At 48.4% G+C, this 25,316-nt stretch carries 23 protein-coding genes; 14 read left to right on the top strand and 9 right to left on the bottom strand.

The window, feature by feature from the left end:
* Positions 1 to 28: 28 nt before the first annotated feature.
* Both ACTHMC_RS18185 and ACTHMC_RS18180 read right to left on the bottom strand, forming a co-directional pair.
* Positions 29 to 997 (bottom strand): YeiH family protein, encoded by a 969-nt coding sequence (locus tag ACTHMC_RS18185; protein ID WP_440415210.1) that lies wholly within the window; start codon positions 995 to 997, stop codon positions 29 to 31.
* A gap of 69 nt (positions 998 to 1,066) precedes the next feature.
* The gene (locus ACTHMC_RS18180; RefSeq protein WP_440415209.1) at positions 1,067 to 1,957 is read right to left on the bottom strand and encodes a LysR substrate-binding domain-containing protein; all 891 of its coding nucleotides are present in this window, start codon (positions 1,955 to 1,957) and stop codon (positions 1,067 to 1,069) included.
* 195 nt (positions 1,958 to 2,152) lie between these two features.
* Here ACTHMC_RS18180 and ACTHMC_RS18175 point away from each other — a divergent pair, with 195 nt between their 5' ends.
* The 6 genes from ACTHMC_RS18175 to ACTHMC_RS18150 all read left to right on the top strand — a co-directional run bounded on the left by ACTHMC_RS18175 (position 2,153) and on the right by ACTHMC_RS18150 (position 9,245).
* The gene (locus tag ACTHMC_RS18175) at positions 2,153 to 3,502 is read left to right on the top strand and encodes a TolC family protein (RefSeq protein WP_440415207.1); all 1,350 of its coding nucleotides are present in this window, start codon (positions 2,153 to 2,155) and stop codon (positions 3,500 to 3,502) included.
* Positions 3,503 to 3,526: 24 nt separating this feature from the next.
* Positions 3,527 to 4,810: an efflux RND transporter periplasmic adaptor subunit gene (locus tag ACTHMC_RS18170; protein WP_440415205.1), complete on the top strand. Its 1,284-nt coding sequence runs from the start codon at positions 3,527 to 3,529 to the stop codon at positions 4,808 to 4,810.
* A gap of 17 nt (positions 4,811 to 4,827) precedes the next feature.
* Positions 4,828 to 5,574, top strand: coding sequence for an ABC transporter ATP-binding protein (locus tag ACTHMC_RS18165; protein WP_440415204.1), 747 nt, complete (start codon positions 4,828 to 4,830; stop codon positions 5,572 to 5,574).
* Between the two features lie 9 nt (positions 5,575 to 5,583).
* Positions 5,584 to 6,810 carry an ABC transporter permease gene (locus ACTHMC_RS18160; protein ID WP_440415202.1) on the top strand — a complete coding sequence of 409 codons (1,227 nt, stop codon included), beginning with the start codon at positions 5,584 to 5,586 and terminating at the stop codon, positions 6,808 to 6,810.
* Between the two features lie 122 nt (positions 6,811 to 6,932).
* Positions 6,933 to 8,039 carry a hypothetical protein gene (locus ACTHMC_RS18155; protein WP_440415201.1) on the top strand — a complete coding sequence of 369 codons (1,107 nt, stop codon included), beginning with the start codon at positions 6,933 to 6,935 and terminating at the stop codon, positions 8,037 to 8,039.
* A gap of 90 nt (positions 8,040 to 8,129) precedes the next feature.
* Positions 8,130 to 9,245, top strand: a complete 1,116-nt coding sequence (locus tag ACTHMC_RS18150; protein WP_440415200.1) for a hypothetical protein — start codon at positions 8,130 to 8,132, stop codon at positions 9,243 to 9,245.
* A 72-nt stretch (positions 9,246 to 9,317) separates the two neighbouring features.
* On the opposite strand, the gene ACTHMC_RS18145 is transcribed toward ACTHMC_RS18150, so the two are convergent.
* From ACTHMC_RS18145 to ACTHMC_RS18130, 4 genes are all read right to left on the bottom strand, one after another.
* The gene (locus tag ACTHMC_RS18145; protein WP_440415198.1) at positions 9,318 to 10,661 is read right to left on the bottom strand and encodes a T9SS type A sorting domain-containing protein; all 1,344 of its coding nucleotides are present in this window, start codon (positions 10,659 to 10,661) and stop codon (positions 9,318 to 9,320) included.
* A 19-nt stretch (positions 10,662 to 10,680) separates the two neighbouring features.
* Complete coding sequence (locus ACTHMC_RS18140) at positions 10,681 to 11,676, bottom strand: hypothetical protein (protein ID WP_440415196.1); 996 nt, start codon at positions 11,674 to 11,676, stop codon at positions 10,681 to 10,683.
* 127 nt (positions 11,677 to 11,803) lie between these two features.
* Positions 11,804 to 12,181, bottom strand: coding sequence for a nuclear transport factor 2 family protein (locus ACTHMC_RS18135; RefSeq protein WP_440415195.1), 378 nt, complete (start codon positions 12,179 to 12,181; stop codon positions 11,804 to 11,806).
* A 108-nt stretch (positions 12,182 to 12,289) separates the two neighbouring features.
* Positions 12,290 to 12,952: a GDSL-type esterase/lipase family protein gene (locus ACTHMC_RS18130; protein ID WP_440415194.1), complete on the bottom strand. Its 663-nt coding sequence runs from the start codon at positions 12,950 to 12,952 to the stop codon at positions 12,290 to 12,292.
* 115 nt (positions 12,953 to 13,067) lie between these two features.
* Between ACTHMC_RS18130 and ACTHMC_RS18125 the strand changes: the two genes are divergently transcribed.
* From ACTHMC_RS18125 to ACTHMC_RS18095, 7 genes are all read left to right on the top strand, one after another.
* Positions 13,068 to 14,192, top strand: coding sequence for a glycoside hydrolase family 26 protein (locus tag ACTHMC_RS18125; RefSeq protein ID WP_440415192.1), 1,125 nt, complete (start codon positions 13,068 to 13,070; stop codon positions 14,190 to 14,192).
* Between the two features lie 8 nt (positions 14,193 to 14,200).
* Positions 14,201 to 16,027, top strand: coding sequence for a sodium:solute symporter family protein (locus tag ACTHMC_RS18120; RefSeq protein WP_440415190.1), 1,827 nt, complete (start codon positions 14,201 to 14,203; stop codon positions 16,025 to 16,027).
* Between the two features lie 4 nt (positions 16,028 to 16,031).
* A complete protein-coding gene (locus tag ACTHMC_RS18115) occupies positions 16,032 to 17,225 on the top strand; it encodes an AGE family epimerase/isomerase (protein ID WP_440415189.1) in 1,194 nt (397 codons plus the stop codon).
* Between the two features lie 30 nt (positions 17,226 to 17,255).
* Positions 17,256 to 18,509 carry a C4-dicarboxylate transporter DctA gene (gene dctA / locus ACTHMC_RS18110; protein ID WP_440415187.1) on the top strand — a complete coding sequence of 418 codons (1,254 nt, stop codon included), beginning with the start codon at positions 17,256 to 17,258 and terminating at the stop codon, positions 18,507 to 18,509.
* A gap of 46 nt (positions 18,510 to 18,555) precedes the next feature.
* Positions 18,556 to 19,140 carry a PhnA domain-containing protein gene (locus ACTHMC_RS18105; protein WP_440415186.1) on the top strand — a complete coding sequence of 195 codons (585 nt, stop codon included), beginning with the start codon at positions 18,556 to 18,558 and terminating at the stop codon, positions 19,138 to 19,140.
* A 97-nt stretch (positions 19,141 to 19,237) separates the two neighbouring features.
* Positions 19,238 to 21,493, top strand: a complete 2,256-nt coding sequence (locus ACTHMC_RS18100) for an ATP-binding cassette domain-containing protein (protein WP_440415184.1) — start codon at positions 19,238 to 19,240, stop codon at positions 21,491 to 21,493.
* Positions 21,494 to 21,563: 70 nt separating this feature from the next.
* Positions 21,564 to 22,238 (top strand): DUF6985 domain-containing protein, encoded by a 675-nt coding sequence (locus ACTHMC_RS18095; protein WP_440415182.1) that lies wholly within the window; start codon positions 21,564 to 21,566, stop codon positions 22,236 to 22,238.
* On the opposite strand, the gene ACTHMC_RS18090 is transcribed toward ACTHMC_RS18095, so the two are convergent.
* Positions 22,239 to 22,490, bottom strand: coding sequence for a hypothetical protein (locus ACTHMC_RS18090; RefSeq protein WP_440415180.1), 252 nt, complete (start codon positions 22,488 to 22,490; stop codon positions 22,239 to 22,241).
* Between the two features lie 88 nt (positions 22,491 to 22,578).
* Here ACTHMC_RS18090 and ACTHMC_RS18085 point away from each other — a divergent pair, with 88 nt between their 5' ends.
* Positions 22,579 to 23,298, top strand: coding sequence for a GAF domain-containing protein (locus tag ACTHMC_RS18085; protein ID WP_440415179.1), 720 nt, complete (start codon positions 22,579 to 22,581; stop codon positions 23,296 to 23,298).
* Between the two features lies 1 nt (position 23,299).
* Here the strand turns inward: ACTHMC_RS18085 and ACTHMC_RS18080 are convergent, their stop codons facing one another.
* Together ACTHMC_RS18080 and ACTHMC_RS18075 are read right to left on the bottom strand one after the other, a co-directional pair.
* The gene (locus tag ACTHMC_RS18080) at positions 23,300 to 24,229 is read right to left on the bottom strand and encodes a hypothetical protein (RefSeq protein ID WP_440415177.1); all 930 of its coding nucleotides are present in this window, start codon (positions 24,227 to 24,229) and stop codon (positions 23,300 to 23,302) included.
* A gap of 89 nt (positions 24,230 to 24,318) precedes the next feature.
* Positions 24,319 to 25,194 carry an aminoglycoside 6-adenylyltransferase gene (locus ACTHMC_RS18075; RefSeq protein WP_440415175.1) on the bottom strand — a complete coding sequence of 292 codons (876 nt, stop codon included), beginning with the start codon at positions 25,192 to 25,194 and terminating at the stop codon, positions 24,319 to 24,321.
* Positions 25,195 to 25,316 lie beyond the last annotated feature (122 nt).

Below are 25,316 nucleotides of genomic sequence, written 5' to 3'. Positions count from 1 at the left end.
TTTAAGTTATATGATATAACTATGAAGACTATGCGAAATGTTTAATGAAGAACAATGTGCAGGTGGCAATGATCACCCAGGTAATGATCCCCTGCACCAGCGGCCTGACACCAACATTACGTAACACTTCACCAGATAATCCCGACCCGATGAGAAACAGCGTAAGCGTAAGCCCGTGTTTTGCAATGGTCGTCATCACCGCACTGATCGGCTGCACCGCCGGAATAAATGTATTGGCCAGCATCGCCAGCAGAAAGAGCCCGATGAACCAGGGGATCGCCAGCTTCTTACCGCGTTGTTTAAATGCAAAAGATGCCAGCAGGCTCACCGGAATGATCCACAACGCCCGCGCCAGTTTTACAGTGGTTGCCACTTCCAGCGCCTCCTGCCCATACCGGCTGCCGGCCCCCACCACGGAAGATGTATCATGAATGGCAACAGCGCTCCAAAGCCCGAACTGCTGCTGTGATAATTCAAACAGATGTCCCACCACCGGGAACAGGAACAAAGCCACTGCGTTTAATATGAAAACCGTTCCCAGTGCCACCGACAATTGCTTCTCCTTCGCGCCAATGGCCGGACCCACCGCCGCAATGGCGCTGCCTCCGCAGATCGCCGTACCTGCCGCGATCAGGCAGGCTGTTTTCCTGTCCACATTCATCCATTTGCCCAGCATCATGCCGGCGCCGAGTGTACATATTATTGAAACGAGGGTGAGCCCGAATCCTGTTCTTCCTGCCTCCAGCGCGGCAAACGCGTTCATCCCGAAGCCCAGCCCCACTACCGATGCCTGCAATAACCATTGCGTGGCCTTGTGATTCAATTGCGGCCAGGGATGTCCCGTCAGCTGGGCAATTACCAATCCCAGCAAGAGCGCTGCCGGAGCAGGTATCCATCCACTCACGGATAGTATTGCCATAGCAATGAAAACAATTTGCCGGGTACTGAGGTGCCTGTCTGAAAACTTATCACTTCCTGCAGTTCTTATATTGTTCATAACCCCTGATTAGGACTGCAAGTTCCGCCAATATGTATTCCCCGGGAAATGGTAAAACGTAATGATCGATTACTTCAGGTTATGAGTGAGTGCGAACTGCATGAAGAGATTTACCAGCGCGCCGGTCTCGCCGTGAGGAGTAATGAAATTGAAATCCCTTTGGATCACCAATCCTTTTACATCGATGATGCTGAACGTTCTTTGTTCCAGCTCGCTCTGAATGGCGTGCCTGGAAAGAAAGGCCATACAATGGCTGTGTTGAAGATACCCTTTGATACTCTCTGTATTGCTCAGTTGCATTTCCTTTTTCAGTTGGGAGATCTTAATGCCCAATGGCTTTAATGCATGTGCAATCACTTCCAGCGTGCCGGAGCCTGGTTCGCGCAGCAGCAGCGGCAGTTTCAGCAGCTCTTCGGTTTTGATGGATCTCTTTAAAAGTGGATTGTTTGCATTTGCCACAAGCACCAGTTCATCTTTTAAAAAAGGCGTGTAGCGGAACGCATTGTTCTTTGCCCTTCCTTCGATGATGCCGAGATCCACCTGGTGCTGCTGTAAGGACTGCCCGATCTGTTCTGTATTATCGGTAGTAAGTGTGAGCCTGATATCCGGGAATTGCTGGTGAAAGGAAGCGAGCACCGGAGGCAATACATATTGTGCAACAGTAGTGCTGGCGCCTACGCGCAGGCGGCCTGCTTTTTTATCGGCCTGCGTATGCATTTCAAACTCCAGGTTGCGATAGAGGGCAAACAGTTCCGAGGTATGGCGGAGCAATGTTTGTCCGGCTGCGGTCAGCTTCACTTTCCGGCCATCCCGCTCAAACAGCTTCACTTTGAAATGCTGTTCTATCTCGTGGATATGTTTGGTTACAGCAGGCTGTGTGATGAACAGTTCTTCCGCTGCTTTTGTAAAGCTCAGCCTGGTGGCTACCGTATGGAATACTTTTAACCGGAAATCAAACATGCCATGAAGGTAACTTTTTAATCAATTGTTATTGCTCACGGTTACCAGCAGGGCATCTGCTTTGCTTAGGGTAAAATGAATTATCTTTAGGATATACCCCCTGATAGTTCCAACCCCCTTTTACTCAAACTGTAATGGCTTTCAACCTGAACGTTATGCCTCCGGCAATTTCCCGGAGCCTAAAACAGTTTGTATATGTGGAAACAATTGCCCGGAATTGCTATCAGTACCATTTGCGGCCTGCTTCTTCAAACCGCGTCACTGGCGCAGAACAGTGATACCCTGGATCGCCGCGACCTCAAATGGGACCTGGCCACCTGTCTCAATTACGCAGCCCGTAACAACCTGCAGGTCCGCACCCTGGAACAGGCCCGGCTCAGCACGGAACAAGCATTGCTGCTGTCAAAAGCCGCCCGGTACCCCAGTCTCTCCGGCTCCATGAGCCAGAGCCTGGTGAACAGCAAGAATGCAGATCCGGTGGTAGGCGGTTTTCAGACACAGGCAAATTTTTCCAGCAACTACTCTCTCAACTCCAATGTTACGCTCTACAATGGCGGTTACCTGAAAAATGATATCAAACAAAAGGAGCTGCAATTACAGATGTCTGACCTGGATATCCAGACAGCCATGAAAGATGTGACCATCCAGATCACCCAGGCCTATCTCAATATCTTACTCGCCAAAGAAAATATCATTTACTTGGAAGACCTGCTCACTACTTCGCAGGCACAGCTGACGCAGGGCAAACAAAGGTTTGATGCAGGCAGTATCTCAAAAAAGGATTTCATTCAGTTCGAAGGCCAGGTGGCCAATGATCAATTCAATATCGTGACGGCCCGCAACGCATACAGGCAGAATCTGATCACGCTGAAACAATTGCTGCAATTGAATTCATCGGTCAATTTCGATGTGGTGGTGCCGGATACTTTGTATATGTCGCCCGTAGTAACACCATTGCCCGATGCGGAACAGAAAGCTTTGAGCAACTGGCCGGAGATCAGGGCCAACGAGCTCAATGTGCGGGTGGCTGAATTTGAACTGGAGAAATCGAAGGCAGGAAGGCGTCCCGTGATCTCTCTCAACGGCGCGCTCAGCACCGGTTATTCCGATAACAGGGATGAAGCCTATTTCCCGCAACTCAACAATAACTTCTACCAGCGTGCAGGCCTGAGCATGGCCATTCCCATCTTCAACAACCGTATCAATAAAACCAATATTGAATTATCGAAGATCCAGATAGAACAGGCGAAGATAAGTTTGCAGGGATCCCTCACTACACTCGATCAGGCGGTGGAGCAGGCATACATCGCACTGCTCAATGCGCGCAACCAGTACAATGTAGCGGAAGTACAGTTGCGGGTTTCGCAGCAGACCATGGATATTACCAATGAACAACTGAAACTGGGCGCTGTGAACATGGTGGACCTGCTTACGCAGAAGAACCTGTACGTGCAGGCATTGCAGAATTTTATCCAGGCCAAGTACAGTGCTATCATGAATCACAAAGTATATGATTTTTATACCGGCACGCCGGTGAGCTTATAGTATTGGCAACAGAAAACAGAACGTATGAAAAAATGGAAATGGCTGATCATCCTGCTGATCCTGGTGCTGGCCGCCGGGGCAATATGGTTTTGGAAGTTCCGGGAGAAAGAAGAAATGGTGATGCTGGAAACTGAACTGCCATCCTATGGCTCTGTAGCTATAAGTATTACAGCCACAGGAACCATTCAACCGGTGGACACGGTTTCGGTAGGAACCCAGGTATCGGGCACTCTCAAAAACGTGTATGCTGATTTCAATTCTGTAGTAAAGAAAGGCCAGCTGCTGGCAACATTGGATAAGATCCTGCTGGATGCACAGGTGCAGCAGTTCACTGGCTCCCTGCAACAGGCCAGGAGCAATCTCACTTATCAGCAGAGCAATTTCAACAGGCAGAAACAATTGCTGGATGTGGGCGCCATCTCCCGTGCTGAATATGAAACAGCCCTCTACCAGGTGAATGCGGCTAAAGACAATGTACTGAGTGCGGAAGCGCAACTGAAGACTGCCAACCGTAACCTGGCGCTGGCAGATATCTATTCGCCTATCGATGGCACGGTATTGAGCAGGAATGTGAGTGTGGGGCAAACCGTTGTGAGCAGCCTGAATGCGCCCACTTTGTTCGTGATTGCAAAGGACCTCTCGCGCATGCAGGTACAGGCCGCTGTTGATGAAGCGGATATCGGTAATGTGAAGAAGGGGCAGCGGGTTGTTTTTTCCGTGGATGCGTATCCTGATGATGAGTTTGAGGGAACTGTAAAAGAGATCAGGCTGCAGCCCAGTATTTCTTCCAACGTTGTCACCTATGCCACATTGATAGATGCTCCCAATGAACAGCTGAAGTTAAAGCCGGGTATGACCGCCAGCATCACCGTGTATACAAAGGAAGCAGACAATGTATTACTGGTGTCTGCCAAAGCCATCAAGTTTACTCCTGATTCATCCATGCTGAAGCATTATACCATCGAAGGCAGGCCTGCCGGTGAAGGTGGCAAACGCAACCGGAATAATACAGATACTTCTGCATTGAAGAAGGAGAGACCTGCAATGAAAGACAGTACCGGTATAACGGAAAAGGTTAAACGAGCTGTTGTTTGGCTGAAGAATAAGCAGGTGATCTCGCGGCGCATGATACAGGTCGGTTTATCGGATGATGCCAATGTGCAGGTATTGCATGGGCTCACAACGCAGGACACAGTGATCACTGGCATTGTTCAGCCTGGTGCGGCTCCGGCCGGAAACAATAATGTAAGGAGCCCCTTCATGCCAGCCCGCCGTGGCGGTGGAGGTGGTGGCAACAGACCAAGGTAACATTTCAAACAAGTCATATGCCTGCAATCATACTGGAAGTAACAGATCTGAAACGCGAGTTCCGCATGGGGGCTGAAATTGTACGTGCCCTGAAAGGCGTGCATTTCACGGTGGAAGCAGGAGAGTTTGTTACCATCATGGGCAGCAGCGGATCGGGTAAAACCACCCTGCTGAATATCCTGGGTGCGCTGGATAAGCCCAGTAGTGGCACATACCTGCTGGATGGTGTGGATATCGGAAATCTCAACCGCAATGAACTGGCGCAGCTTCGCAATCGTAAGATCGGCTTCGTGTTCCAGAGTTATAACCTGCTGGCCAGGACATCGGCGCTGGAAAATGTGGAGCTGCCGCTTTATTATAACAATACCATTTCTGCGAAGGAAAGACATGAACGTTCCGTGAAAGCGCTTGAAGCAGTGAACCTCGCCAATCGAATGGATCACCTGCCCAACCAGCTGTCTGGCGGACAGCAGCAACGTGTGGCCATCGCGCGGGCCCTGGTGAATGATCCTGTAATGATCCTGGCGGATGAGGCCACGGGCAATCTGGATAGCCGCACCTCCTACGAGATCATGGCACTGATGCAGGATCTGAATCAGCAGGGCAAGACCATCCTGTTTGTAACGCATGAACCGGATATCGCTTCTTTCAGTAGCAGGACCATCATGCTGAAAGACGGCAAAGTGGTCCGCGACAGTAAGAATGAAAATATACGCTCGGCAAAAGAAGTGCTGGCAAGCCTTCCTGTTGCTGAAGATTATTAAACAGCCGCTATGAATTTTCTAAATCTGTTCAGAATTGCCATGAAGGCGCTGCTTCGCAACAAGCTGCGCGCCTTTCTCACCATGCTGGGTATCATCATTGGCGTGGCGGCTGTGATCACCATGGTGGCTATTGGTCAGGGTTCCAAAAAAAGCATACAGGACCAGCTATCCAGCATGGGATCGAATATGATCACCATCAGGCCGCAGAGCAACCAGTCAGTCGGCGGAGGCGCCAGACTTGAATCCGGCAGTGTGCAATCTCTCAAACTCACAGATGTTACGGCTGTGGGTAAACAGGCGCAATATATTTCTGCCTTGTCGCCAGCCGTGCAAAGCCGTGGGCAGGTGATCTATGCAGGAGCCAACTGGCCTACCACTGTGCAGGGTGTATACCCCGATTACCTGCAGATCCGCGACTGGAAACTGAAAGACGGCATCGTGTTCTCTGATGAGAATGAGAACAATGCTGCGAAGGTTTGCTTACTCGGACAAACCGTGGTGGAAAACCTTTTCACTTCCGGAGAAGATCCCGTTGGCAAGATCATACGGTTCAATAAGATCCCCTTCAAAGTAATTGGTGTGCTGGCAGAGAAAGGAGAAAATGCATTCGGTCAGGATCAGGACGATATCATTGTAGCGCCATTTTCCACCGTGCAGAAGCGGATCCTCGCCATTACCTGGATACAGAATATCTATGCGTCTGCCATCGATGAGAACAGTACAGACAATGCTGTACAGGAGATCAGTGAGATCCTGCGTGCTGAGCACAAACTGAAGAAGGGAGATCCCGATGATTTCAGTGTGCGAACGCAGGCGGAGCTGATCAATACCTTCAGTTCTACCAGTCAATTACTTACCGTGCTGCTCACTGCCATTGCAGGCATCTCGCTGGTGGTGGGAGGGATCGGTATCATGAATATCATGTACGTATCTGTAACGGAGCGTACCAAAGAGATTGGTCTGAGAATGTCTATCGGTGCGCGTGGCATCGATATCCTTTTGCAGTTTTTAGTGGAAGCTATTCTTATCAGTGTAACAGGTGGGATCATCGGGGTATTGCTGGGGATCCTGGCTTCGCAGCTGATCACTACATTTCTTTCCTGGCCAACATTGGTTTCACAATCCTCCATCATATTGTCTTTTCTCGTTTGTGCCGTTACTGGTGTATTCTTCGGATATTATCCGGCGCAGAAGGCCAGCAGGCTGGATCCTATCGAAGCGCTGCGTTATGAATAGAGGTTTTGATATTCCGGCAGTTCAGTCAAATCGATCATCATTCCGGTAGTGATAATGTTCCCGTGAGCCGCTCCCTGAATAGCTTTACAGGTTCTTTATTGTTAACCTGTAATGATACGAATATGAAAAGATCAGGAGCCTGTTTACTGTCTGCCGTTCTGTTGCTTAATGCAGCAAGCGGGACAGCGCAGGAAAAGTTTATCCATCACAAAGAGAAGGGCGTTTATCATATTGGCCCTGCTCAGATCCCTGCTTATTATGCATCCAGTCATGGGTTCACTGCCGCCCAGGTGAATACCATGCGTCAGAACATGCACAACTTCATGGAGCTGATGCACAAAACTTCCTGTCTGAATCCTCCAAAGGGGTATGAAGTTGGTGTATGGGCCTCGGTTTGCGGAGATGGTAGCTGTTACAATCAGAAACCAATGGCTGGTTTTACCGGGCTCCGGATACGCGAATATTATAGTACCAAAAGCAATCCAACTCCCAGGCGCGCAGATGAAGGCCCGGGCATCCATGTGTGGATCAATGATCTCAGGCATGGCCTGGGAAGGCATAACCTGGACAAACTGGGATACCAGGAGCCAGAAGTGATTGACCATATTGCCGGATGCCCTGTGTTGAAAGGAGGCTATGTGGTGATCACCAAAAACCAGAAACCGCTGTACAGATATGTGACCAGGGAAGAAGTGCATAAGATCCTGATCAAGGATGCCGAGGATGATGTGAAAAAAATGACGGAGATCCATGGTAAAGGTTCTGCTTATCAGCAATGGCTGAAAGACAAAGATGCTACGCTCAAAGCCATTAAGGAAGGGCTGGATGTGCTGGCGAAGACGGACCCTGCCGGTGCCAAAGCCAAATGGGAAAAGACAAAAGCTGATTTCGACAAAATGGGAGAGGACATGAAGAAGCAGGAAGCCGGGCAAATACAGGAGAATAAAAAAGCAGTCGGTGCTTTTGAAAAGCGCTTACAGGATCTCAGGGACCAGTTGGCGGCCTTGTCACCTGAAGAAAGGAAAAAACCTTACCTGAATGGTAACAATCTGAAGGTGGTGCAGCCAAACCCGGAATTCTGGGATCCTGTAAGAAAGCCCACAGATATTCAGCTGGTGATCATCGATCTTTATTTCTATCATGAGAAAGAAGAGGGGTTAGCGCATGATCTGATCCGTGAGATCAGGAAAACGCTGAATATTGCAGAACTGGCAGCCTCTGTGAAATAAGCACAGGAGGAATATGCGGTTCAGCCTGTGTAATTGACTGTCCATGCCAATTTAAATATGTTTGAACAGCATGCCGGATAGCTTTGTAAAATGAAGTTATCTGCATGCTGTTTGTTATTGTTATTGGCTGCGTCGGCAGCTATGGCTCAGCCCAAAAGGATGCTGTATACGGCAAAGGGTGAATACCTGCCTGGTCCTGCCAAACTGCATCCCACTAACGCAAAATACCATGGATTCACGGATGTGCAAATGAATGCCATGCGCATGAATATGCACAATTTCATGGAGCTGATCCGTAAAACGCCCTGTCTCAACCCACCCAAAGGATATGAAGTGAAAGTGTATGCTATGGTTTGTTCCAATGGTTCCTGCGGCGTGAATACAACAACTACGGGAAAGAAAATGATGGCCGGTGAATGTGATCTGCTGATGCGTGAATATACTTACACCAAAACCAATCCTGCGCCTGAAAGGGCTGTAGAAGGGCCGAGCATCAAGGTATGGTTCAATGATCTTTCTTCCTGGCTGAACAGGGGGGTATATAACGAAGGCGGATTCCAGGAGCGTGCCGTGGTGGATGAGATTGCGGGTTGCCCTGTACTGGAAGGAGGTTACCTGGTGATCACAAAAAATAAAAAGCCCCTGTTCGTTTATGTGACAAAAGAAGATGGCTTAAAAATGCACATTAAAGAACTGGAAGAGGATATAAAGAAGATAAAGGAGAATCAGACTTCAGGTTCTGCCTATCAGCAATGGATGAAGACCAAGGATGCTTCCCTGAAAGATATTAAGGAAGGCCTTGATCTTTATGCGCAAACCAATCCTGAGGAAGCAAAGGTGAAATGGGAGAAGACTAAAGAATATTTTGCAAAGCAGGAGCAGGATCTGAAAAAGAACGAAGCCAAAGAACTGGAAGAGCACAGGAAATACCTGGATGGTTTTATACAGCGGCTGCAGGGTTTTAGAGATCAGCTGGCTACCATGAGCACTGCTGAAAAGAATCAGCCTGCCATCAACGGTGCAGAAAGAAAAGTAATAAGACCGAACCCTGACTTCTGGGATGCAACAAAAAAGCCTACGGACCTGCAATTGGTGGTAATAGACCTGTTCCATTATGATAAGGATAAGTATGGGTATGCGCATGATCTCATTCGTGAAATCAGGAAAACGATCAACATTGCGGAACTGGCAGCATCCATTAAATAAAGTACTTGATCATACAAAATAAAAAGCCACCCTCGCAGGTGGCTTTACCTATTAGTACATGCTGGAAAAAAATCAATTCTTAACGAACCTGATATTGTAGTGTTGCGATTTTGCTCTTACGTTCAATACATAGACCCCTTTAGGCAATTTATCCAGTTGAAGTAGCTGTGATTGGTTCCTGTTGCTTACCTGTTGCTGCCATACTGCTTTGCCGGAAGCGTCGAACACGGTGAGTTGTTCTGCTTCGATAGCTGGTGGTATCAGCAAGGTGGCTGTGTTCACCACTGGGTTTGGCATCAGAACGGGATCGGAATGGTTGTCTACATATGGAATCACCATAATGGACGAGTACGTATAATGTCCATTCTTATCCAACTGCTTCAGCCGGAAGTAATTCACGCCAGGTTGCAGCTGCGGATAAGTGAATGCATACTTTGTAGTAGTACTGCTGTTACCTGCAGCAGCCACTTCACCAACGGATGAATACTGTTGCCCGTTCCGGCTGTATTCCACTATGAATTTATCTGTTTCTGATTCCTGCGCGGTAGCCCAGTTGATGAGGGCTTGTTGCAGCTTGCGCTCTCCGCGCACATAGAGCCAGGTAACTGGTAGCGGTGTTATATAACTGAAGCTTACGGCCATTGTGAGACTCCAGGGAAATTCTTTGCTGCGCAAAAAGAATGTATGATTGCCTGCAGAAAGACCTGTGAGGTCTACATCAACTGAAAGCTGGTTAATGTCAGGGTTGCCTGTGAAGCTGATAGGACGGCCATTTCCGAAACCCGGATCTGTATCGAAGAAGTACTCCATGTTGGAGATGGGCGCAGGTGCAGCCGGAGCTGTGGGGTAAGGAACCAATACGCCATTGTCAAAGAGGCTGATATGAGAAAGGCTCCATCGACCCTGGCTATCTTTTGTTCTGACGAACAGCCGGTGGATTCCTTTGGGAAATAAAGTGAGGTCTACAGGAATAGTGATATTGCTGATATCGCTGGCAGCAGGCAAAGGAACATTGATACCATTCCCAAACCCCGGATCTGTATCTACATAATATTCCATGGCTGCCAGTGATGGAGCCGGCGCGGGCATTGCCGGATAAGCTGGCGTGCCAACATTATCGAAAACGCTGACTGATGGATGGCTCCAATTGCCACTGGCATTCCTGCTTCTGATAAATAACCTGTGCCAACCTCTGTTGAGACCTGTAAGATCGATGTCCATACTGAAGGAAGCCAGATCTCGCACCGCTGTAACAGGTATGGGGCGGCCATTCCCGAAGCCCGGATCAGTATCTATGAAATACTCCATCTGGGTGATATTCCCTTTGTCAGCAGGAGGCGTGGGGTACGGTGTTTGAGCCCTGGATATGGTACTGATGATCCCGCATACCAGGAACAGACCGGATATTTTTTTCATTTCCTGTTGTTTTACGGGATCAGTTATTGGAGCGTGTGCTAACGGTAATGTTCATATTGGTAGCGGTGGCAGGAACTGATGAGGGAACCGAGAGCGCATATATGCTGGGAACCGGTGGAATGCCGCTGAGCCTGTAAGGATCATCCGTTCCAAATATACCCAGGTCGGGAGTTACTCCATTGATGGTTTCGCCTGTTCCGCGCGCAGGAGAGGTTGGCAGCAGTTGCCATTTACCGTCTCTTGAAAGACTTGTAACAAATATGCTAACGGCAGGTACATTGTTCCTGTTATCATTGCCTGCAGGCAGGGTATTGCCTGTAGAAATATTGTTTTTTACCGTACAGCTGTTGAAGGTGAATGAGCCACCGTAAAAAATAGTATTGGTAACATAAGCGTTGGAAATGGTCATTACCACCGTGTTCACAATATTGTTGCGGAAGAGTATATTATTGCCACTGACATAGCTGAAAGAATTTTCAATTACGCTGTTGGTGATCTCCATATTTTCCGTTACATAGGTGCCTATCCTGAAATTGGTCACATAACATTTGTTGATCTTCATATTATTCATCAACCTTCCACTGCTCCAGGTATTGAAGGTTACCAGGCATCTTTCAAAGAGAAGATCGTCTGCACCGCCGTCCATATTGGCGGTTAACGTCAGTCCATAGAATTTTGAGCCCGAAGCCGTGGAATCGATATATAATGTAATTGTTGCTGAGTTTGGATTGTATTGCAGACCTGTATTGCCATCATTACCCGACAGGAAATAACCTGGTCCGATCACCACCAGTTTTTTAGTGAAATTGGCACCGGTATAGGTGGCGGCGCTGGCCTCCAGGTAAATGGTGTCTCCAGCTAACACGGAGGGATTGGACATAGCCTCAGCGATCTGGGAGAAGTTGGCAGCCGAGCCAACATTATTGTTTATCCGCCATACTTTTGCCTGTACCAACTGAGAAGAAAGCAGCAGCATAACCATGCTCACATGCCGGAATGTAAACTTGCCTTTCATAACTATAATTTTGAGAGGCGAAGCTATTAAAACAAAAAGGGAAGCAAGGGCGCCGGGATCTGACCTGCACCATTGTTTCCCTGAGTTGAAAAGTTATTTTACCGGAATGTATAAGAAACCGGTTAGATCATCCGTTGGGCAACTGATTGTCTCTCTCCTGCGCCTCTAAAACAGGACGTGGATCGAAGACCACCCTGAGATTGCTGATCTTGCCGTTGGTGAGCTGATACCAGCCGCAACAGAAGATGATCTCATCATCCATCAGCAGATCGTATAGCACACAAACATCGTTTCCTTCTGCAAAAATGCGCCGGATACTGTATTCCAGCTGCATCTTTTCCATATCTGTAAAATAGCTTTCTGCACCGTTCCTTGATCCAAGGACCCCATCGAATTTCATGTCGGGGTTTGCATACTTCCTGGCTTCTTTATAGTCGTGGTCGTTAAGTGCCCTGAGCAACCCCAGTACCACTTCTCTTGGATTCTGTAAAGTTGTCGTTTCCATAGCTCCTTTTAGAGAAACAGAAAAAAAAACTGTGCCAGCAAGCCGTGAAACTCAATCCCCGCCAAGAGTTGGGAAAAGTCTGCCCCGGATTGTGCCTGCTTTACGCGCTTAATTTTTGAGGAGGTGTTTCTCAATCAGCGGCTGCCAGATCTTATACCCGGCGGCGTTCATGTGCAGGTTGTCGTCCAGGAAGATGTCCTTACGGATGCTGCCATCGGCAGCGAGCATGGGGGTGAACACATCTACATATACCGCTTTCTTCTGCCTGCGCAGGAACTTTTTGATCTGCTTATTGCCTTTTTTCATTTCAGTCAGCACCTTCTCCCTTCTGGGGCTCGGTTTCATGGAAACATATACGATGGGAACTTCCGGCAGCCTGCTGCGGATGAGCGTGAACAGTTCTTTGAACTTGCCTGAAATGTATTCTCCTTTCACATCAGGGCCCAGATCGTTCTCTCCGCAGTAGATCACCACCTGTTTGGGATTGTACTTGAAGATCAGGTCTTCGGCATACTGGATCACATGAGGTAATCCGGAACCGCCGAAGCCACGGTTGATGACTGTATAACCGGGAAAGTCTTCTTTCATGGTCTTCCACATGCGGAAGGAACTGCTACCAGTGAAGACGATCGGATTGGCAGGAGGTGCGCTAATGGAATCCTGCTGTCTGAATTTCTGGATCTCATTGAAGAATGGCTGCGCAACTGATACCTGTGCTGTTGCCAGAATAGTGCAGCAGCACAACAGGAGGGGAAGGATTTTTTTCATCATTGTATAAATATATAAAAAGGAAAACAAGATCATTTAAATATATCAGAAGAAGATAAAAAAGTACTATTTGCAAGTATCATTAAACTATACTTTTGAATCGCCTAAATTGACCGCCATGTTGAGATCACTGACGATTGCCATAGCACTGCTATGCGTATGTTCAATAACTACTGCCCAGGCTCCCTCAGATCCGCAGGCCACCCCGGCCACAAAGGCGCTGTACATTAAACTCAAAACACTCAGCAAACAATTCACCATCTTCGGTCACCAGGATGCACTGGCCTATGGCGTTGGCTGGAAAGGCGGCCAGGGACGTAGCGATGTAAAGTCGGTGGTGAAAGATCATCCCGGTGTATATGGCTGGGATATAGCACATCTTGAACTGGATTCATCACGTGAGATAGACGGTATTCCGTTTGCTGACCAGCGCCGTTACATACGAGAAGGTTATGAGCGCGGAGGCATCATCACATTAAGCTGGCATGCCCGGAACCCCCTTTCAGGCGGCTCTGCGTGGGATACCACTCCAGGTACCGTGGCCAGTATCCTGCCAGGCGGAGCTAAACATGAAATCTACCTCAGCTGGCTTGATAAAGCAGCTGCCTATATCAATACACTTAAAGACAGCAAGGGCAACCTGATCCCCATCCTCTTCCGGCCCTATCATGAACTGACGGGGAACTGGTTCTGGTGGTGCGGAAATGTTTGTACACCGGATGAGTTTAAAACCCTCTGGAGGTTCACGGTGCATTATTTCAGGGATAAAAAACAATTACATCAGTTACTGTATGTGTACAACACCGCCGGCTTCGATAAAGAAGAAATTTTCATGGAGCGGTATCCCGGTGATGATGTGACCGATCTGATCAGCTTCGATAATTATCAATACAAGACCGATCCCTCCGGCAGGCAGCAGTTCATTCAGAGCATGCGCTGGCAATCGGAAACTATCAGCCGTATTGCCGAGGAGAAGAACAAGATCGCTGCCATTGCGGAAACCGGGCTGGAAGCCATCCCTGATCCTACATGGTGGACGGGTGTGATCTGGCCCATCGTAAAAGATCTGCAGATCGCATACGTGCTGGTGTGGCGCAATCACGGGTATATGGAAAAAGAAAAGAAAATGCATTATTATGCACCCTACCGGGGACAGGCATCCGCTGCGGATTTCAAGGAATTCCATAAGAACCCGGCAATACTTTTTGAAAAGAGACTGAAACAACAACTGCAACGCCCTTAACCTGAAATATGAAATTGCATCTGGCAGACATTAGTATCGTTGTTAGTTACCTGGTGATGATGGTGCTCATCGGCTGGTTCCTTCGCAAGAAGGCCCGTCAGAATAAAGAGAGTTACCTGCTGGGTGGCAAAAAACTGCCCTGGTATATGCTGGGCCTCAGCGACGCTTCGGATATGTTCGATATCAGTGGCACCATGTGGATGGTGGCGCTCTGCTTTGTATACGGATTGAAAAGTATCTGGATCCCCTGGCTCTGGCCTGTGTTCAACCAGGTGTTCAATATGATGTATCTGGCCAAATGGCTCCGCCGCTCCAATGCCAATACCGGCGCGGAATGGCTGGCTACCCGCTTTGGTCTCACCGGTCCGGGAGTAAAGGCTTCGCACAATGTGGTAGTGGCATTTGCGCTGATCGGTTGCCTCGGCTTCCTGGCTTACGGATTCGTGGGACTGGGAAAGTTCATGGAGATTTTCGTTCCCTGGGAAGTAGTGGCCCCTTATGTGCCATTTACTGTGTCACCTGAATATGTGGCGCATTTTTATGGGATCGTGTTCACACTCTTTGCCATGTTCTATTCCATTCTTGGGGGAATGCATAGCATTGTGCTGGGAGATATGATCAAGTATGTGATTCTCGGTACGGGTTGTATAGCAGTAGGTATCATTGCGGTTATGCATCTGCGTGGTAATACATTGAACGTGCCGCATGGATGGGACAATCCTTTCTTCGGATGGGAGTTGAACCTCAACTGGTCAGGTATCATAGAAGATGCCAATAAAAAGATCCGGGACGATGGCTTCGGTCTCTTCGGCATATTCTTCATGATGATGTTGTTCAAAGGCGTATTCGCCAGTCTGGCCGGCCCTGCACCTAATTACGATATGCAGAAAGTTCTGAGTACGCGTTCTCCGAAAGAAGCCAGCAAGATGACGGGCTTTGTTTCCATCATCCTGCTGCCGGTGCGGTATACACTCGTTATCGGCCTTACAATACTGGCATTGCTATATTACCAGCAACTGAATCTTTCCGATGGTCGCGGTGGAACTGACTTTGAGCGGATCCTGCCTGGAGCAGTGAATAATTTCCTGCCGGTAGGGATTCTTGGAATTATGCTAACAGGATTGCTGGGTGCTTTCATGGGAACATTCTCAGGAACGCTGAATGCAGCACAGGCATATATTGTGAATGATATCTATCTTAAATATGTGAATCCAAATGCCGGAACCCGCAAAGTGATCACCATGAACTACTTGGTGGGAATAGTGGTAGTAACTGTAGGAGTGATCCTTGGATTCTATGCAAAGGATGTGAACAGCATTCTGCAGTGGATCGTAAGCGCGCTGTATGGCGGATACATTGCAGCCAATGTGCTGAAATGGTACTGGTGGCGCTTCAATGCCAGCGGATTTTTCTGGGGCATGATGAGTGGCATCATTGCAGCCATGATCTTCCCTTTCATTTTTACCGGTCTCAGCTTGTATAACTGGCCATTACTTTTCCTGATCTCGATAGCAGGAAGCATCATCGGTACTTACGCTGTTCCTCCAACCGATACGGAAGTATTGAAATCTTTCTATCGTACAGTAAAACCCTGGGGCTTCTGGCAGCCGGTACATAAAATGGTGGTGGCGGAAGATCCTTCGTTCCAACCCAACAAAAGGTTCAAACTGGATATGTTCAATGTGGTGCTGGGCATTGCCGCTCAGTGCTGCCTTACCATACTTCCGATGTATCTTATCCTCTGGATGGAACTGCCATTGCTGATCACTATTGCCATCCTGATAGTAATTGCATTGGTCCTGAAACGAACCTGGTGGAATAAACTGGAAGACTAAATTGATGATGATGTTAAGCCGTGCCCAATACAAAACAGCTGCGGAAAAAGAACTGCACAGCATCCTCAACTACTGGATGCAGTATACTGTTGATAATATTCACGGAGGATTCCATGGAAAGATCGATCATAACGATCAGGTATATGCGGATGCGCTGAAAGGATCCGTGCTCAACGGCCGCATCTGCTGGACCTTCGCTGCTGCCTACCATTTCACAAAAGACCCGCTGCATCTGGCCTTCGCGAAGCGGGCCTATGATTATATCGTACAATATTTCATTGACCCGGAATTTGGTGGCGTGTACTGGACCGTGAATGCAGACGGTTCACCCGCCGATACAAAAAAACAGACCTATGCTATCGCCTTTGCGGTGTACGGTATCAGTGAATATGCCCTGGCATCGGGAGATGAAACGGCAAAACAGCAGGCCATCGGTCTGTACCGGACTATTGTTCAGCGCGCATATGAACCGGTGCATGGTGGTTACCTGGAAGCCTTTGCACGTAACTGGACTGATCTGCCTGATATGCGACTTTCGGCCAAAGATGCCAACGAGCGCAAGACCATGAACACACACCTGCATGTGCTGGAAGCCTTTGCCAACCTCTATCGCATCTGGCCTGATGCAACGCTCAGAGAACAGATAAAAGATCTCATCGATATCTTTCTACATAAGATCATCCATCCGCAATCTCATCATCTACAACTCTTCTTTACTGACCAGTGGGAGTCTCAATCCTCCCTTATCTCGTACGGGCATGATATCGAAGCCGCCTGGCTGATCCAGGAAGCAGCAGAGATCATCAATGATGAAGCCCTGGCAGAGACCGTCAGGCAACGTTCGCTCTTCATCGCCCGTGCAGCTGCCGAAGCGCTCGACAAGGACGGTGGTCTCTGGTATGAGTACGATCCCGCTACCGATCACTGCGTCAGGGAAAAACACTGGTGGCCACAGGCCGAAGCCATGGTTGGGTTTTACAATGCCTGGCAGATCAGCGCCAATGAAGAATTTCTAAAAATGAGCCTCAATGCCTGGACCTTTATTCAAGATTATCTAATAGATACCCGTAAAGGCGAATGGATTTGGGGTGTGTATGAAAATTACCATATCATTGCGCAGGAAGATAAAGCAGGCCTGTGGAAATGTCCTTATCATAACAGTCGCGCCTGTATGGAAATAATGCGACGCATTCAATGAACCTGGCTTCGGCCGCACCCTTAAAACAACATGAAATATCTGAAGAGCCTCTATATTCAGGTGATCATCGGTATGATCCTTGGCGTATTGGTGGGATGGCAATTCCCCTCCTTTCAGGAGTCCGCCAAACTGATCAGTGAAACTTTCATAAACATGATCAAGATGGTGATCGCCCCTGTTATCTTCTTCACCATCGTAGCCGGCATCGCCGGCGCCGGAGACCTCAAGAAAGTAGGCAGGGTAGGATTGAAGGCATTCATCTATTTTGAAATAGTTACAACACTGGCGCTCATCATCGGCCTTATTACTGCTAATGTGCTCAAGCCTGGTGTTGGTGTGGAAAAGCAAACGGGCGGTGCCGAGAAGGTGGCCAAATATGCAGAGCAGGCTAAGGATATGGACTGGGGCAGCTTCTTCTCGCATATCGTTCCGCATAATGTGGTAGAAGCATTTGCCACCGGCGACATCCTTCAGGTATTGTTCTTCAGCGTTCTCTTTGCCATTGGTCTCAAAATGATGGGCGATAAAGGCACCAGCCTGCTTTTCACTTTCGAGAAGATCAACCAGGTACTCTTCAATGTATTAAAGATCATCATGAAATTGAGCCCTGTCGGCGCTTTCGGCGGTATGGCCTATACTATCGGCAAATTCGGATTCGGCACCCTCAAAGACCTGGGGTTCCTGATGATCAGTTTTTACCTCACGGGGCTTCTCTTCATATTCATAGTGCTCAACCTGATCTGCATGTACTATAAGATCAGTCTCTGGAGACTGCTCGGATACATCAAGGAAGAATTGCTGATTGTTCTGGGAGCCAGCAGTAGCGAAGCAGCCCTGCCCAGTATCATGCAGAAACTCACTGCAGCAGGTTGCGAAAAAGAAGTGGTTGGCCTGGTGATCCCCACCGGCTACAGTTTCAACCTGGATGGTACTACCATCTACCTGAGTATGGCCGTGATCTTCCTGGCGCAGGTATTTGAAGTGCCGCTGTCATTGGGGCAACAACTTACCATTATAGGCATCCTGCTGCTCACCAGCAAGGGCGCGGCTGGCGTTACCGGCAGCGGTTTCATCGTACTCACTACCACACTCACGGCACTCAAAGTGATACCGCTGGAAGGGCTGGCCATGCTCATTGGCGTTGACCGCTTCATGAGCGAGGGCCGGGCTATCGTAAACATTATCGGAAATACTGTTGCTACTGTGGTGATTGCCAAATCGGAAAATGAGATCGATATAATAAAATACAAGCAGGTAGTGGAGAAGAAGCAAGTCATAGTCTGATTGATCTGAAAACCTTACCTTCGCCGCCATTCAAAAAAAAATTCGTATGAAACTCATCGAACTCCTGGAGGCAAGAAGCGGCAAAGTATGTGAATTATGCGGCGCTGATCAAGGCCTCAAACCTTATGAACTGCCACCTTCATCTGACAGCACTATCGATGATACCATCCTCGCCTGCGAGAAATGCAGGATGCAGCTGGAGAAAAAAGAAGAGCTCGACAGCAGTCACTGGCAAGTGCTCACTACCAGCATGTGGAGCGAAGTGCCCGCCGTTCAGGTGGTCACCTGGCGCATGCTCAACCGCCTCCGCCACGAAAGCTGGGCCGCAGAGAATATCGATATGATGTACCTCAGCGATGAACATCTCGCCTGGGCCAAAGCTACCGGCGATCATGAGAACGACAGCAGTGTTGACCTCCACAAAGACGCCAACGGACATACGCTTCAGAACGGCGACTCGGTAGTTCTGGTGAAGTCCCTCGATGTTAAAGGTTCCACCATCAATGCAAAAATGGGAACTGTAGTCCGCAATATCAGGCTGGTGCCCGATAATACGGAGCAGATCGAAGGAAGAGTGGAGTCGCAAATGATTGTGATCCTCACCAAATACGTACGCAAACAGAACGGTTAATCCTTTATTGCGACAAATATTTCAATGGATGCAGCTGTTAGTTGCATCCATTTATTTTTGCGCCTGCTGGTATATGATTTGAACCGGTAAAGGCACTATGGAGAATAATATCATCATCAGGGGAGCCAGGCAGAACAACCTGAAAAATGTTTCGCTGGAAATCCCGAAAAATAAGATCACAGTTTTCACCGGTGTATCTGGCTCGGGGAAATCATCCCTGGTGTTTGAGACCATCGGCGCGGAATCTCAAAGGCAGTTCAACGAAACCTACAATAGTTTTATCCGGCACCGCCTGCAGCATTTCAATCCACCGGAAGTGGATCAGATCAGTAACCTCAACGTGAGCATCATCATCAACCAGAAAAGGATCGGTGGAAACGCAAGAAGCACAGTGGGCACCGCAACGGATACCTATTCATTCTTGAGACTTCTCTTCTCCCGCATAGGGCAGCCCTTTGCCGGGCATGCTTCCGTATTCTCTTTCAATAATCCCAAAGGCATGTGTCCGCGTTGTGAAGGCCTTGGCAAAGTAAGCACCATCGATGAAAGCAAGCTCATCGATAAAAATAAATCATTGAATGAAGGCGCCATCAATTTTCCCGGCCTCCAGCCCGGTGGCTGGCGATGGATGCGCTACGTATATTCCGGCTATTTCGATAACGATAAAAAACTGAAAGATTATACTAAAGAGGAATGGGATCTATTGATGTATGCGGAAGAGCACAAGCCGCCGAATGCTGCGAGGGAGTGGGGTAAGACTGTAATGTTCGAAGGTATTATTCCAAGGATCGAAAGAAGTTTTCTCAAAAGGGAGTCGAAGGAATTTCTGAGGCACCAGGAATCCATTCAGGGCGTTATCCATCAGGGAACTTGCCCGGAATGTAATGGCGACAGGCTCAGCAAAGAGATCCTGGCCTGCAGGATCAATCATAAGAATATTGCGGATTGCAGCAAGATGCAGATCAATGAGCTCATTGAATTTTTGCAGCAGGTAAGCAACAACCAGGTGAAGACGGTGGTGCATGAACTGGAGAAACGGCTCACACATATGGTGGATATCGGACTGTCTTATCTCAGCATGGCCCGCGATACCAGTAGCCTGTCGGGCGGCGAATCCCAGCGGATCAAGATGGTGAAGCACCTTGGGAGCAGTCTCACCGGATTACTCTACATCTTTGATGAGCCCAGTATCGGCCTGCACCCTGCCGATGTGGACAGACTGAAAAAACTGATCCTTCAACTGCGCGACAAAGGCAATACCATCCTGGTAGTGGAGCATGATCCGGATATGATCGCACTGGCGGATCATGTGGTGGACATGGGGCCTGAAGCCGGTGTGAAAGGAGGACGGGTGATGTATGAAGGCAGTCTGGAAGGATTGCAGTTTTCGGATAGCCTGACAGGTAAATATTATTCCAGGAAGCCTGTATTGAATCAGCAGCCAAGGGAATTTGAGCAGACCATTCGCATCCGCGATGCGAATATGCATAATCTGAAGAATGTTTCTGTGACCGTTCCCCTGGGCGTACTGACTGTAGTAACAGGCGTGGCAGGTTCCGGAAAGAGCTCACTGATCAACCAGGTATTGCCGCAGCAGTTCCCGGAAGCAAGGCTGATAGACCAGGGAGCACTGACGGGTTCCAAACGTTCGCACCTGGCTTCTTATTCCGGCATCTTTGACGCCATCCGCCAGTTATTTGCAAAAAGCAATAAAGTGAGTGCATCATTGTTCAGCGCCAATTCAGAAGGGGGCTGTCCTGAATGCAGGGGTACGGGCGTGATCACACTTGATCTGGCCTTCATGGATGAGGTGGCGGAAGTTTGTGATGTGTGTAACGGATCCGGTTACAGGCAGGATGTACTGCAATACCGGCTGAGAGGAAAAAATATCCACGAAACGCTGCTGCTCACAGTAGCTGAAGCGGTGGAATTCTTCACTGAGCCAATGGTAAAAGAAAGCCTGCAAATCATTGCCAGGCTTGGGCTTGATTATATCACGCTTGGACAAAGCCTCAGCAGTTTTTCTGGCGGAGAGCGCCAGCGGCTGAAGCTGGCTTCCGAACTGGATGAAGCAGGAAGGCTTTTTATTTTTGATGAGCCCACTACCGGTTTGCATCCATCGGATATCCGGAAGATCATGAAAGTATTCCACGAACTCGTGGAGAAAGGCAATACCGTGATAGTGATTGAGCATAACCTGGATGTAATTGCACAGGCGGACTGGATCATCGATATGGGGCCCGGTGCAGGATCGGAGGGCGGCAAGGTTATTTTTGAAGGTACCCCGGAAGCCCTTATCAGTCATCCCGATTCCGTTACGGGAAAATATCTTGCCATGGAGTACCAGCACTGAGGAATGCACTTGCATTCCTGCTTCTTTCTTTGTATTTTAGACCTGACCAAAATACCCTAAAAACTGTTTCATGTATAAGCCACTAGACAGGATTCCGGGCCTGGAATGGTTCACCACAGGGTCGGGGAAATACGAGATCAGGAACCTTGAAGGGCCTGTTAATATTCAGTGCTGGAGCGGCTTCCAGAGCAGGCAGGAGGCTTACAATGCTCCTGATAGCCCGCATCCATCTGACGGTACTGCCAGGATCACCATCGGCGGTGATATGATCAGTGAAGACCATGGGGTTCAGCCCTATCATATAAATGCATACAACCACCTGATGGAATTCCAGGAACAGGTGCAGCAAAATATTCTGGATACCCTGTTTGCCCAATACAAAGGGCTGCAGGAAATGTATGGATATGATCCGGAAGATGCTGCCGCCATCATGCCCGATGTGCAGGATCCTTCACAATTCAAAAAACTGATCGGTCTTTCTGCTGTCCACCTGCTCAATGTGAGTAAGGATGATCTCGCTTATGTGGGATATGAGTTCGGCTGCACCTGGGATGATGAACATGGTCTTGGTGTGATGACCCATAACGGCAGGATCATAGAACTGGGCGATGCAAGTACTGCTTTTCTCAGTTGGATCGCTGATCGTGACAGGGACCCGGATGGAAATTCTGATTCCGTTTTCGATGCGTTGCAGGCGGAACCGGTTTCTGTACCGCTCAAAAAGCCCTGGTGGAAATTCTGGTAACTAAAAGGATATTTCAAATAAACTGTAATCTCCCATTTTATGATGTAAAGGCAGGTCCGTCTCCGGATCGATGCCGGTTACCCCGAGGTAATTGAAGCCGCAACTGATATAATAATTGTTGAGCTTGTCATTGCCACTTCCTGTATCCATCCGGATAAATTTCTTTCCGTGGTCAGCGGCAAATCCTTTCGTCCATTCCACGATGGTTTTTACAAATCCTGATCCACGGAATGCTGATTGATTGCCTTGCAAAGGTGATGAGGATTGACCACTGATTAAAATCATACCGGGGGAAAGGAGAAAAGGCATAAATTGCCGGCACCTTACACAAACCTGATAAATGTTCACCCAAGAGTACCCGGTCCGATTTTCGTATGCTATTGACGAGAATGACACCCTATTGATCCACCTGACCGCCAGTGTGCACTGGCAGCCTTATTCAGGAACCTATATCATCAATGAATTTACTGGAGCCAAAGCTGCAGGTTTCGGCATAACCCTTCCGGAGATCCGCATCTGCAAGCGCGAAAGCGTTTGGGTGCATACCGATAGTGAAGCGGAAACCAGGCTCAGCCTGGCTGTTGGCAAAGCCATCGATGAGCACCAGGAAAGCGAAGGCAGTTTCCTGGCAGTACTGGATGATTTCCTGGCTAAGACCATTGCCTTTCATGGCGCTGATTGTGGAAATATCCAGCTCTTCGATTTGAGATCGAATGTCATCCAGATTATGGCGCATAGTGGCTTCAACAAAACTTTCCTGGATTATTTCAAATATGTTTCAGCAGATGATGGAACGGTCTGCGGAAACGCTATGCGTTTTCGTAGTGTCAACTTTGTGCCGGACCTTCTTGAAGACCCTGCTTATATTCCTCATCGGGATGTGATCAGGAATGCAGGCATCCGTTCAGTATTGAGTTATCCGCTGATCCTGGAGGATGGTGCTTTCGCAGGCGTGATCTCCACGCATTGGAAAAGGGTACTGGGCGAACAGGAGATACCCGTACCTTCAGCAGATCTTGGAGGCCTCATCCATTTTCTGCAGCAATACAGGGTGAAATAAATCACTGTTCCGCCTGTATCTTTTCAATCACCTGCACAAATTCAAGGCTGGGGCGAACTGTGAGTTTTCCTTCGTCCAATTCGTAAGGGATGGTGGTGAATACCCCATTGTAGTACCAGTACAGGTTTTTGCTGATACTGCCCGGACCTTCATTGAACATGCCTGAAAGAATGAAAGGCAGGCTGTTCACAGCCTGGATGGTCTCCATATTCTCGATGGGGTAAATGATGGAAGCGTGGCGGTTGGGGACACCTATCAGTGATCCATACTCGCCGTTGAGTGCTGGGTATTTATCGAGGGAGAAAACGAAGTTGGGAACGAAATGATGTTCATCGCGGATGAACCAGATATCGAAATCGCTGACGGTTTCGCGGGAGAAATCAAAACTGTATTTCTTTTCGATATTCTTTTTTCCGGTTTCGAATAGCTCTTCGGGATCCCTGTTCCACCACCTGGCCTGCTCCGGTTTTACATTGACCACGGATTGAGGCAGATCGAAGCTCAGCATGGTGAAGGCATCACCGGCAAAATCTTTCTTTACAAAAATTTCCTTTCCATCTTTTGGTACTTCCTTATTGAAGAGCCTGATGGCGAGGAATTCTTTCACATAGTCGTAATCCTTTACCTGCTGTTCAAACTGCCTGTTGAAATTGGCATTCTGCTCCATCTCGTGGAAATGCGTTTGAATGATGCGTTCCCAGTTGGCCGGGCTGGAGAGCTTACAGGTTTGTGCCAGGTTCAGCAATCCCATTTGTCCGAATAACGCAGCATGGCCATTCAGATGCACCACGCTATCCACGATCTGATACCTGAGCTCACGGCTGGCAAGCACGGACTCCAGCGCCTGCATGAAGGCGTCAAATTCATCTGCCTTGAAAAAGCTCGCTGCCCAGGCCGGTACCTGTTGGGGTTTTTTGAGGAATGAGAACATCAGTATAGGATTATGAATCTAAAAGAATTCTATATGTACAATAACGCTTAGCCAGATATAAATAGTATGAATGTTGATTAATTGATTGCCTATTGTTTACGGACTGATCTGGCGTGATCGATATAACCCATGATCTTTCTGTCGAGTTCTTCCGGATAACTGTATCCCAGCCTGACTGCCAGCTCTTTGCCGACCTGCCTGCCCATGGCCGCATATGCGTAAAGCGCCCGCCAGTTATCTTCCAGGTCTGCCGCTGCAAAAGTGGTAGTGGCCAGTTGCCAGATCTCAGGAGGCAGGAATTTTTTAAAGAGCCTGCCGTATTTGTTGGTGGTCACCTCCCAGTTAAACTCCGTTCCGATATACCATTCAAGCAATACCTGCTGGTGCTCAAAACGCATTACATAATCCGACATGAATTTTGCATAATACAATTCTCCCCGGGCCAGGCATTTGGCTACATAGGTCATGTCCCACCAGTAATTATTCAGCACCCAATGAAATTTTTCTTCCGTAGGTTTTTCAATGGTGAATGCTTTGTAGGTGGGAGCGGGCATGGCCGATGTCAATCCATCCTTATCAACCAGTACCCTGTAGCCGATATCCCAGTCTTCATGTAAAGTTTCCTTCGCCACTTCTTCTTTGAATTTTTCAACTGAGAAAAGGAGAAAATCAATTTTGGAATAATCTTCATACAATACCATCCTCGATGAGCATCTTCCATCGAATGGTTCTTCACCTTCCACGATAGTGGTGATAATATTACCGAAATTGGAGATCCAGTTATCGTCCTTTAAAAATTCTTCATAATTGGATAACACGAGCTCGATATCGAGGTCACTGAACTGATCTACCGGTGCATTGGGATTGGTGAGAGAACTGGTGAGCAGGGCGGCGCGGATATTCGGTTGTTGTTCCACCCACTGGATCACCTGGTTGAGTTGTGCGGTACGACGGTCGTTTGACATAGCAGCTGTTGATAAGCAAATATAGGGAGTGCCCAGTCGCTCGCGTCCCCGCGAGTGACTTTTATTTGCCCGCCTCTGGCGGGTACTGTGTTCGCCAGAGGCGAACTAATACAGATCACTCG

Origin of the sequence: Pseudobacter sp. (assembly GCF_051955275.1) — a bacterium.
Taxonomy (GTDB): Bacteria; Bacteroidota; Bacteroidia; order Chitinophagales; family Chitinophagaceae; genus Pseudobacter.
The sequence above is the reverse complement of the archived record's forward strand: the minus strand, read 5'-3'. Positions and strand labels throughout refer to the sequence as shown.

Excerpts from the sequence above, each read along its gene's own strand:
- ACTHMC_RS18075 (WP_440415175.1), bottom strand. The coding sequence starts at position 25,194 with ATGTCAAACGACCGTCGTACCGCACAACTCAACCAGGTGATCCAGTGG.
- ACTHMC_RS18180 (WP_440415209.1), bottom strand. The coding sequence starts at position 1,957 with ATGTTTGATTTCCGGTTAAAAGTATTCCATACGGTAGCCACCAGGCTG.
- ACTHMC_RS18175 (WP_440415207.1), top strand. The coding sequence starts at position 2,153 with ATGTGGAAACAATTGCCCGGAATTGCTATCAGTACCATTTGCGGCCTG.
- ACTHMC_RS18140 (WP_440415196.1), bottom strand. The coding sequence starts at position 11,676 with ATGAAAGGCAAGTTTACATTCCGGCATGTGAGCATGGTTATGCTGCTG.
- ACTHMC_RS18185 (WP_440415210.1), bottom strand. The coding sequence starts at position 997 with ATGAACAATATAAGAACTGCAGGAAGTGATAAGTTTTCAGACAGGCAC.
- ACTHMC_RS18160 (WP_440415202.1), top strand. The coding sequence starts at position 5,584 with ATGAATTTTCTAAATCTGTTCAGAATTGCCATGAAGGCGCTGCTTCGC.
- ACTHMC_RS18120 (WP_440415190.1), top strand. The coding sequence starts at position 14,201 with ATGAAATTGCATCTGGCAGACATTAGTATCGTTGTTAGTTACCTGGTG.
- ACTHMC_RS18080 (WP_440415177.1), bottom strand. The coding sequence starts at position 24,229 with ATGTTCTCATTCCTCAAAAAACCCCAACAGGTACCGGCCTGGGCAGCG.
- ACTHMC_RS18095 (WP_440415182.1), top strand. The coding sequence starts at position 21,564 with ATGTATAAGCCACTAGACAGGATTCCGGGCCTGGAATGGTTCACCACA.
- ACTHMC_RS18165 (WP_440415204.1), top strand. The coding sequence starts at position 4,828 with ATGCCTGCAATCATACTGGAAGTAACAGATCTGAAACGCGAGTTCCGC.
- ACTHMC_RS18105 (WP_440415186.1), top strand. The coding sequence starts at position 18,556 with ATGAAACTCATCGAACTCCTGGAGGCAAGAAGCGGCAAAGTATGTGAA.
- ACTHMC_RS18085 (WP_440415179.1), top strand. The coding sequence starts at position 22,579 with ATGTTCACCCAAGAGTACCCGGTCCGATTTTCGTATGCTATTGACGAG.
- ACTHMC_RS18150 (WP_440415200.1), top strand. The coding sequence starts at position 8,130 with ATGAAGTTATCTGCATGCTGTTTGTTATTGTTATTGGCTGCGTCGGCA.
- ACTHMC_RS18155 (WP_440415201.1), top strand. The coding sequence starts at position 6,933 with ATGAAAAGATCAGGAGCCTGTTTACTGTCTGCCGTTCTGTTGCTTAAT.
- ACTHMC_RS18145 (WP_440415198.1), bottom strand. The coding sequence starts at position 10,661 with ATGAAAAAAATATCCGGTCTGTTCCTGGTATGCGGGATCATCAGTACC.
- ACTHMC_RS18100 (WP_440415184.1), top strand. The coding sequence starts at position 19,238 with ATGGAGAATAATATCATCATCAGGGGAGCCAGGCAGAACAACCTGAAA.
- ACTHMC_RS18135 (WP_440415195.1), bottom strand. The coding sequence starts at position 12,181 with ATGGAAACGACAACTTTACAGAATCCAAGAGAAGTGGTACTGGGGTTG.
- ACTHMC_RS18170 (WP_440415205.1), top strand. The coding sequence starts at position 3,527 with ATGAAAAAATGGAAATGGCTGATCATCCTGCTGATCCTGGTGCTGGCC.
- dctA (WP_440415187.1), top strand. The coding sequence starts at position 17,256 with ATGAAATATCTGAAGAGCCTCTATATTCAGGTGATCATCGGTATGATC.
- ACTHMC_RS18115 (WP_440415189.1), top strand. The coding sequence starts at position 16,032 with ATGATGATGTTAAGCCGTGCCCAATACAAAACAGCTGCGGAAAAAGAA.
- ACTHMC_RS18125 (WP_440415192.1), top strand. The coding sequence starts at position 13,068 with ATGTTGAGATCACTGACGATTGCCATAGCACTGCTATGCGTATGTTCA.
- ACTHMC_RS18130 (WP_440415194.1), bottom strand. The coding sequence starts at position 12,952 with ATGATGAAAAAAATCCTTCCCCTCCTGTTGTGCTGCTGCACTATTCTG.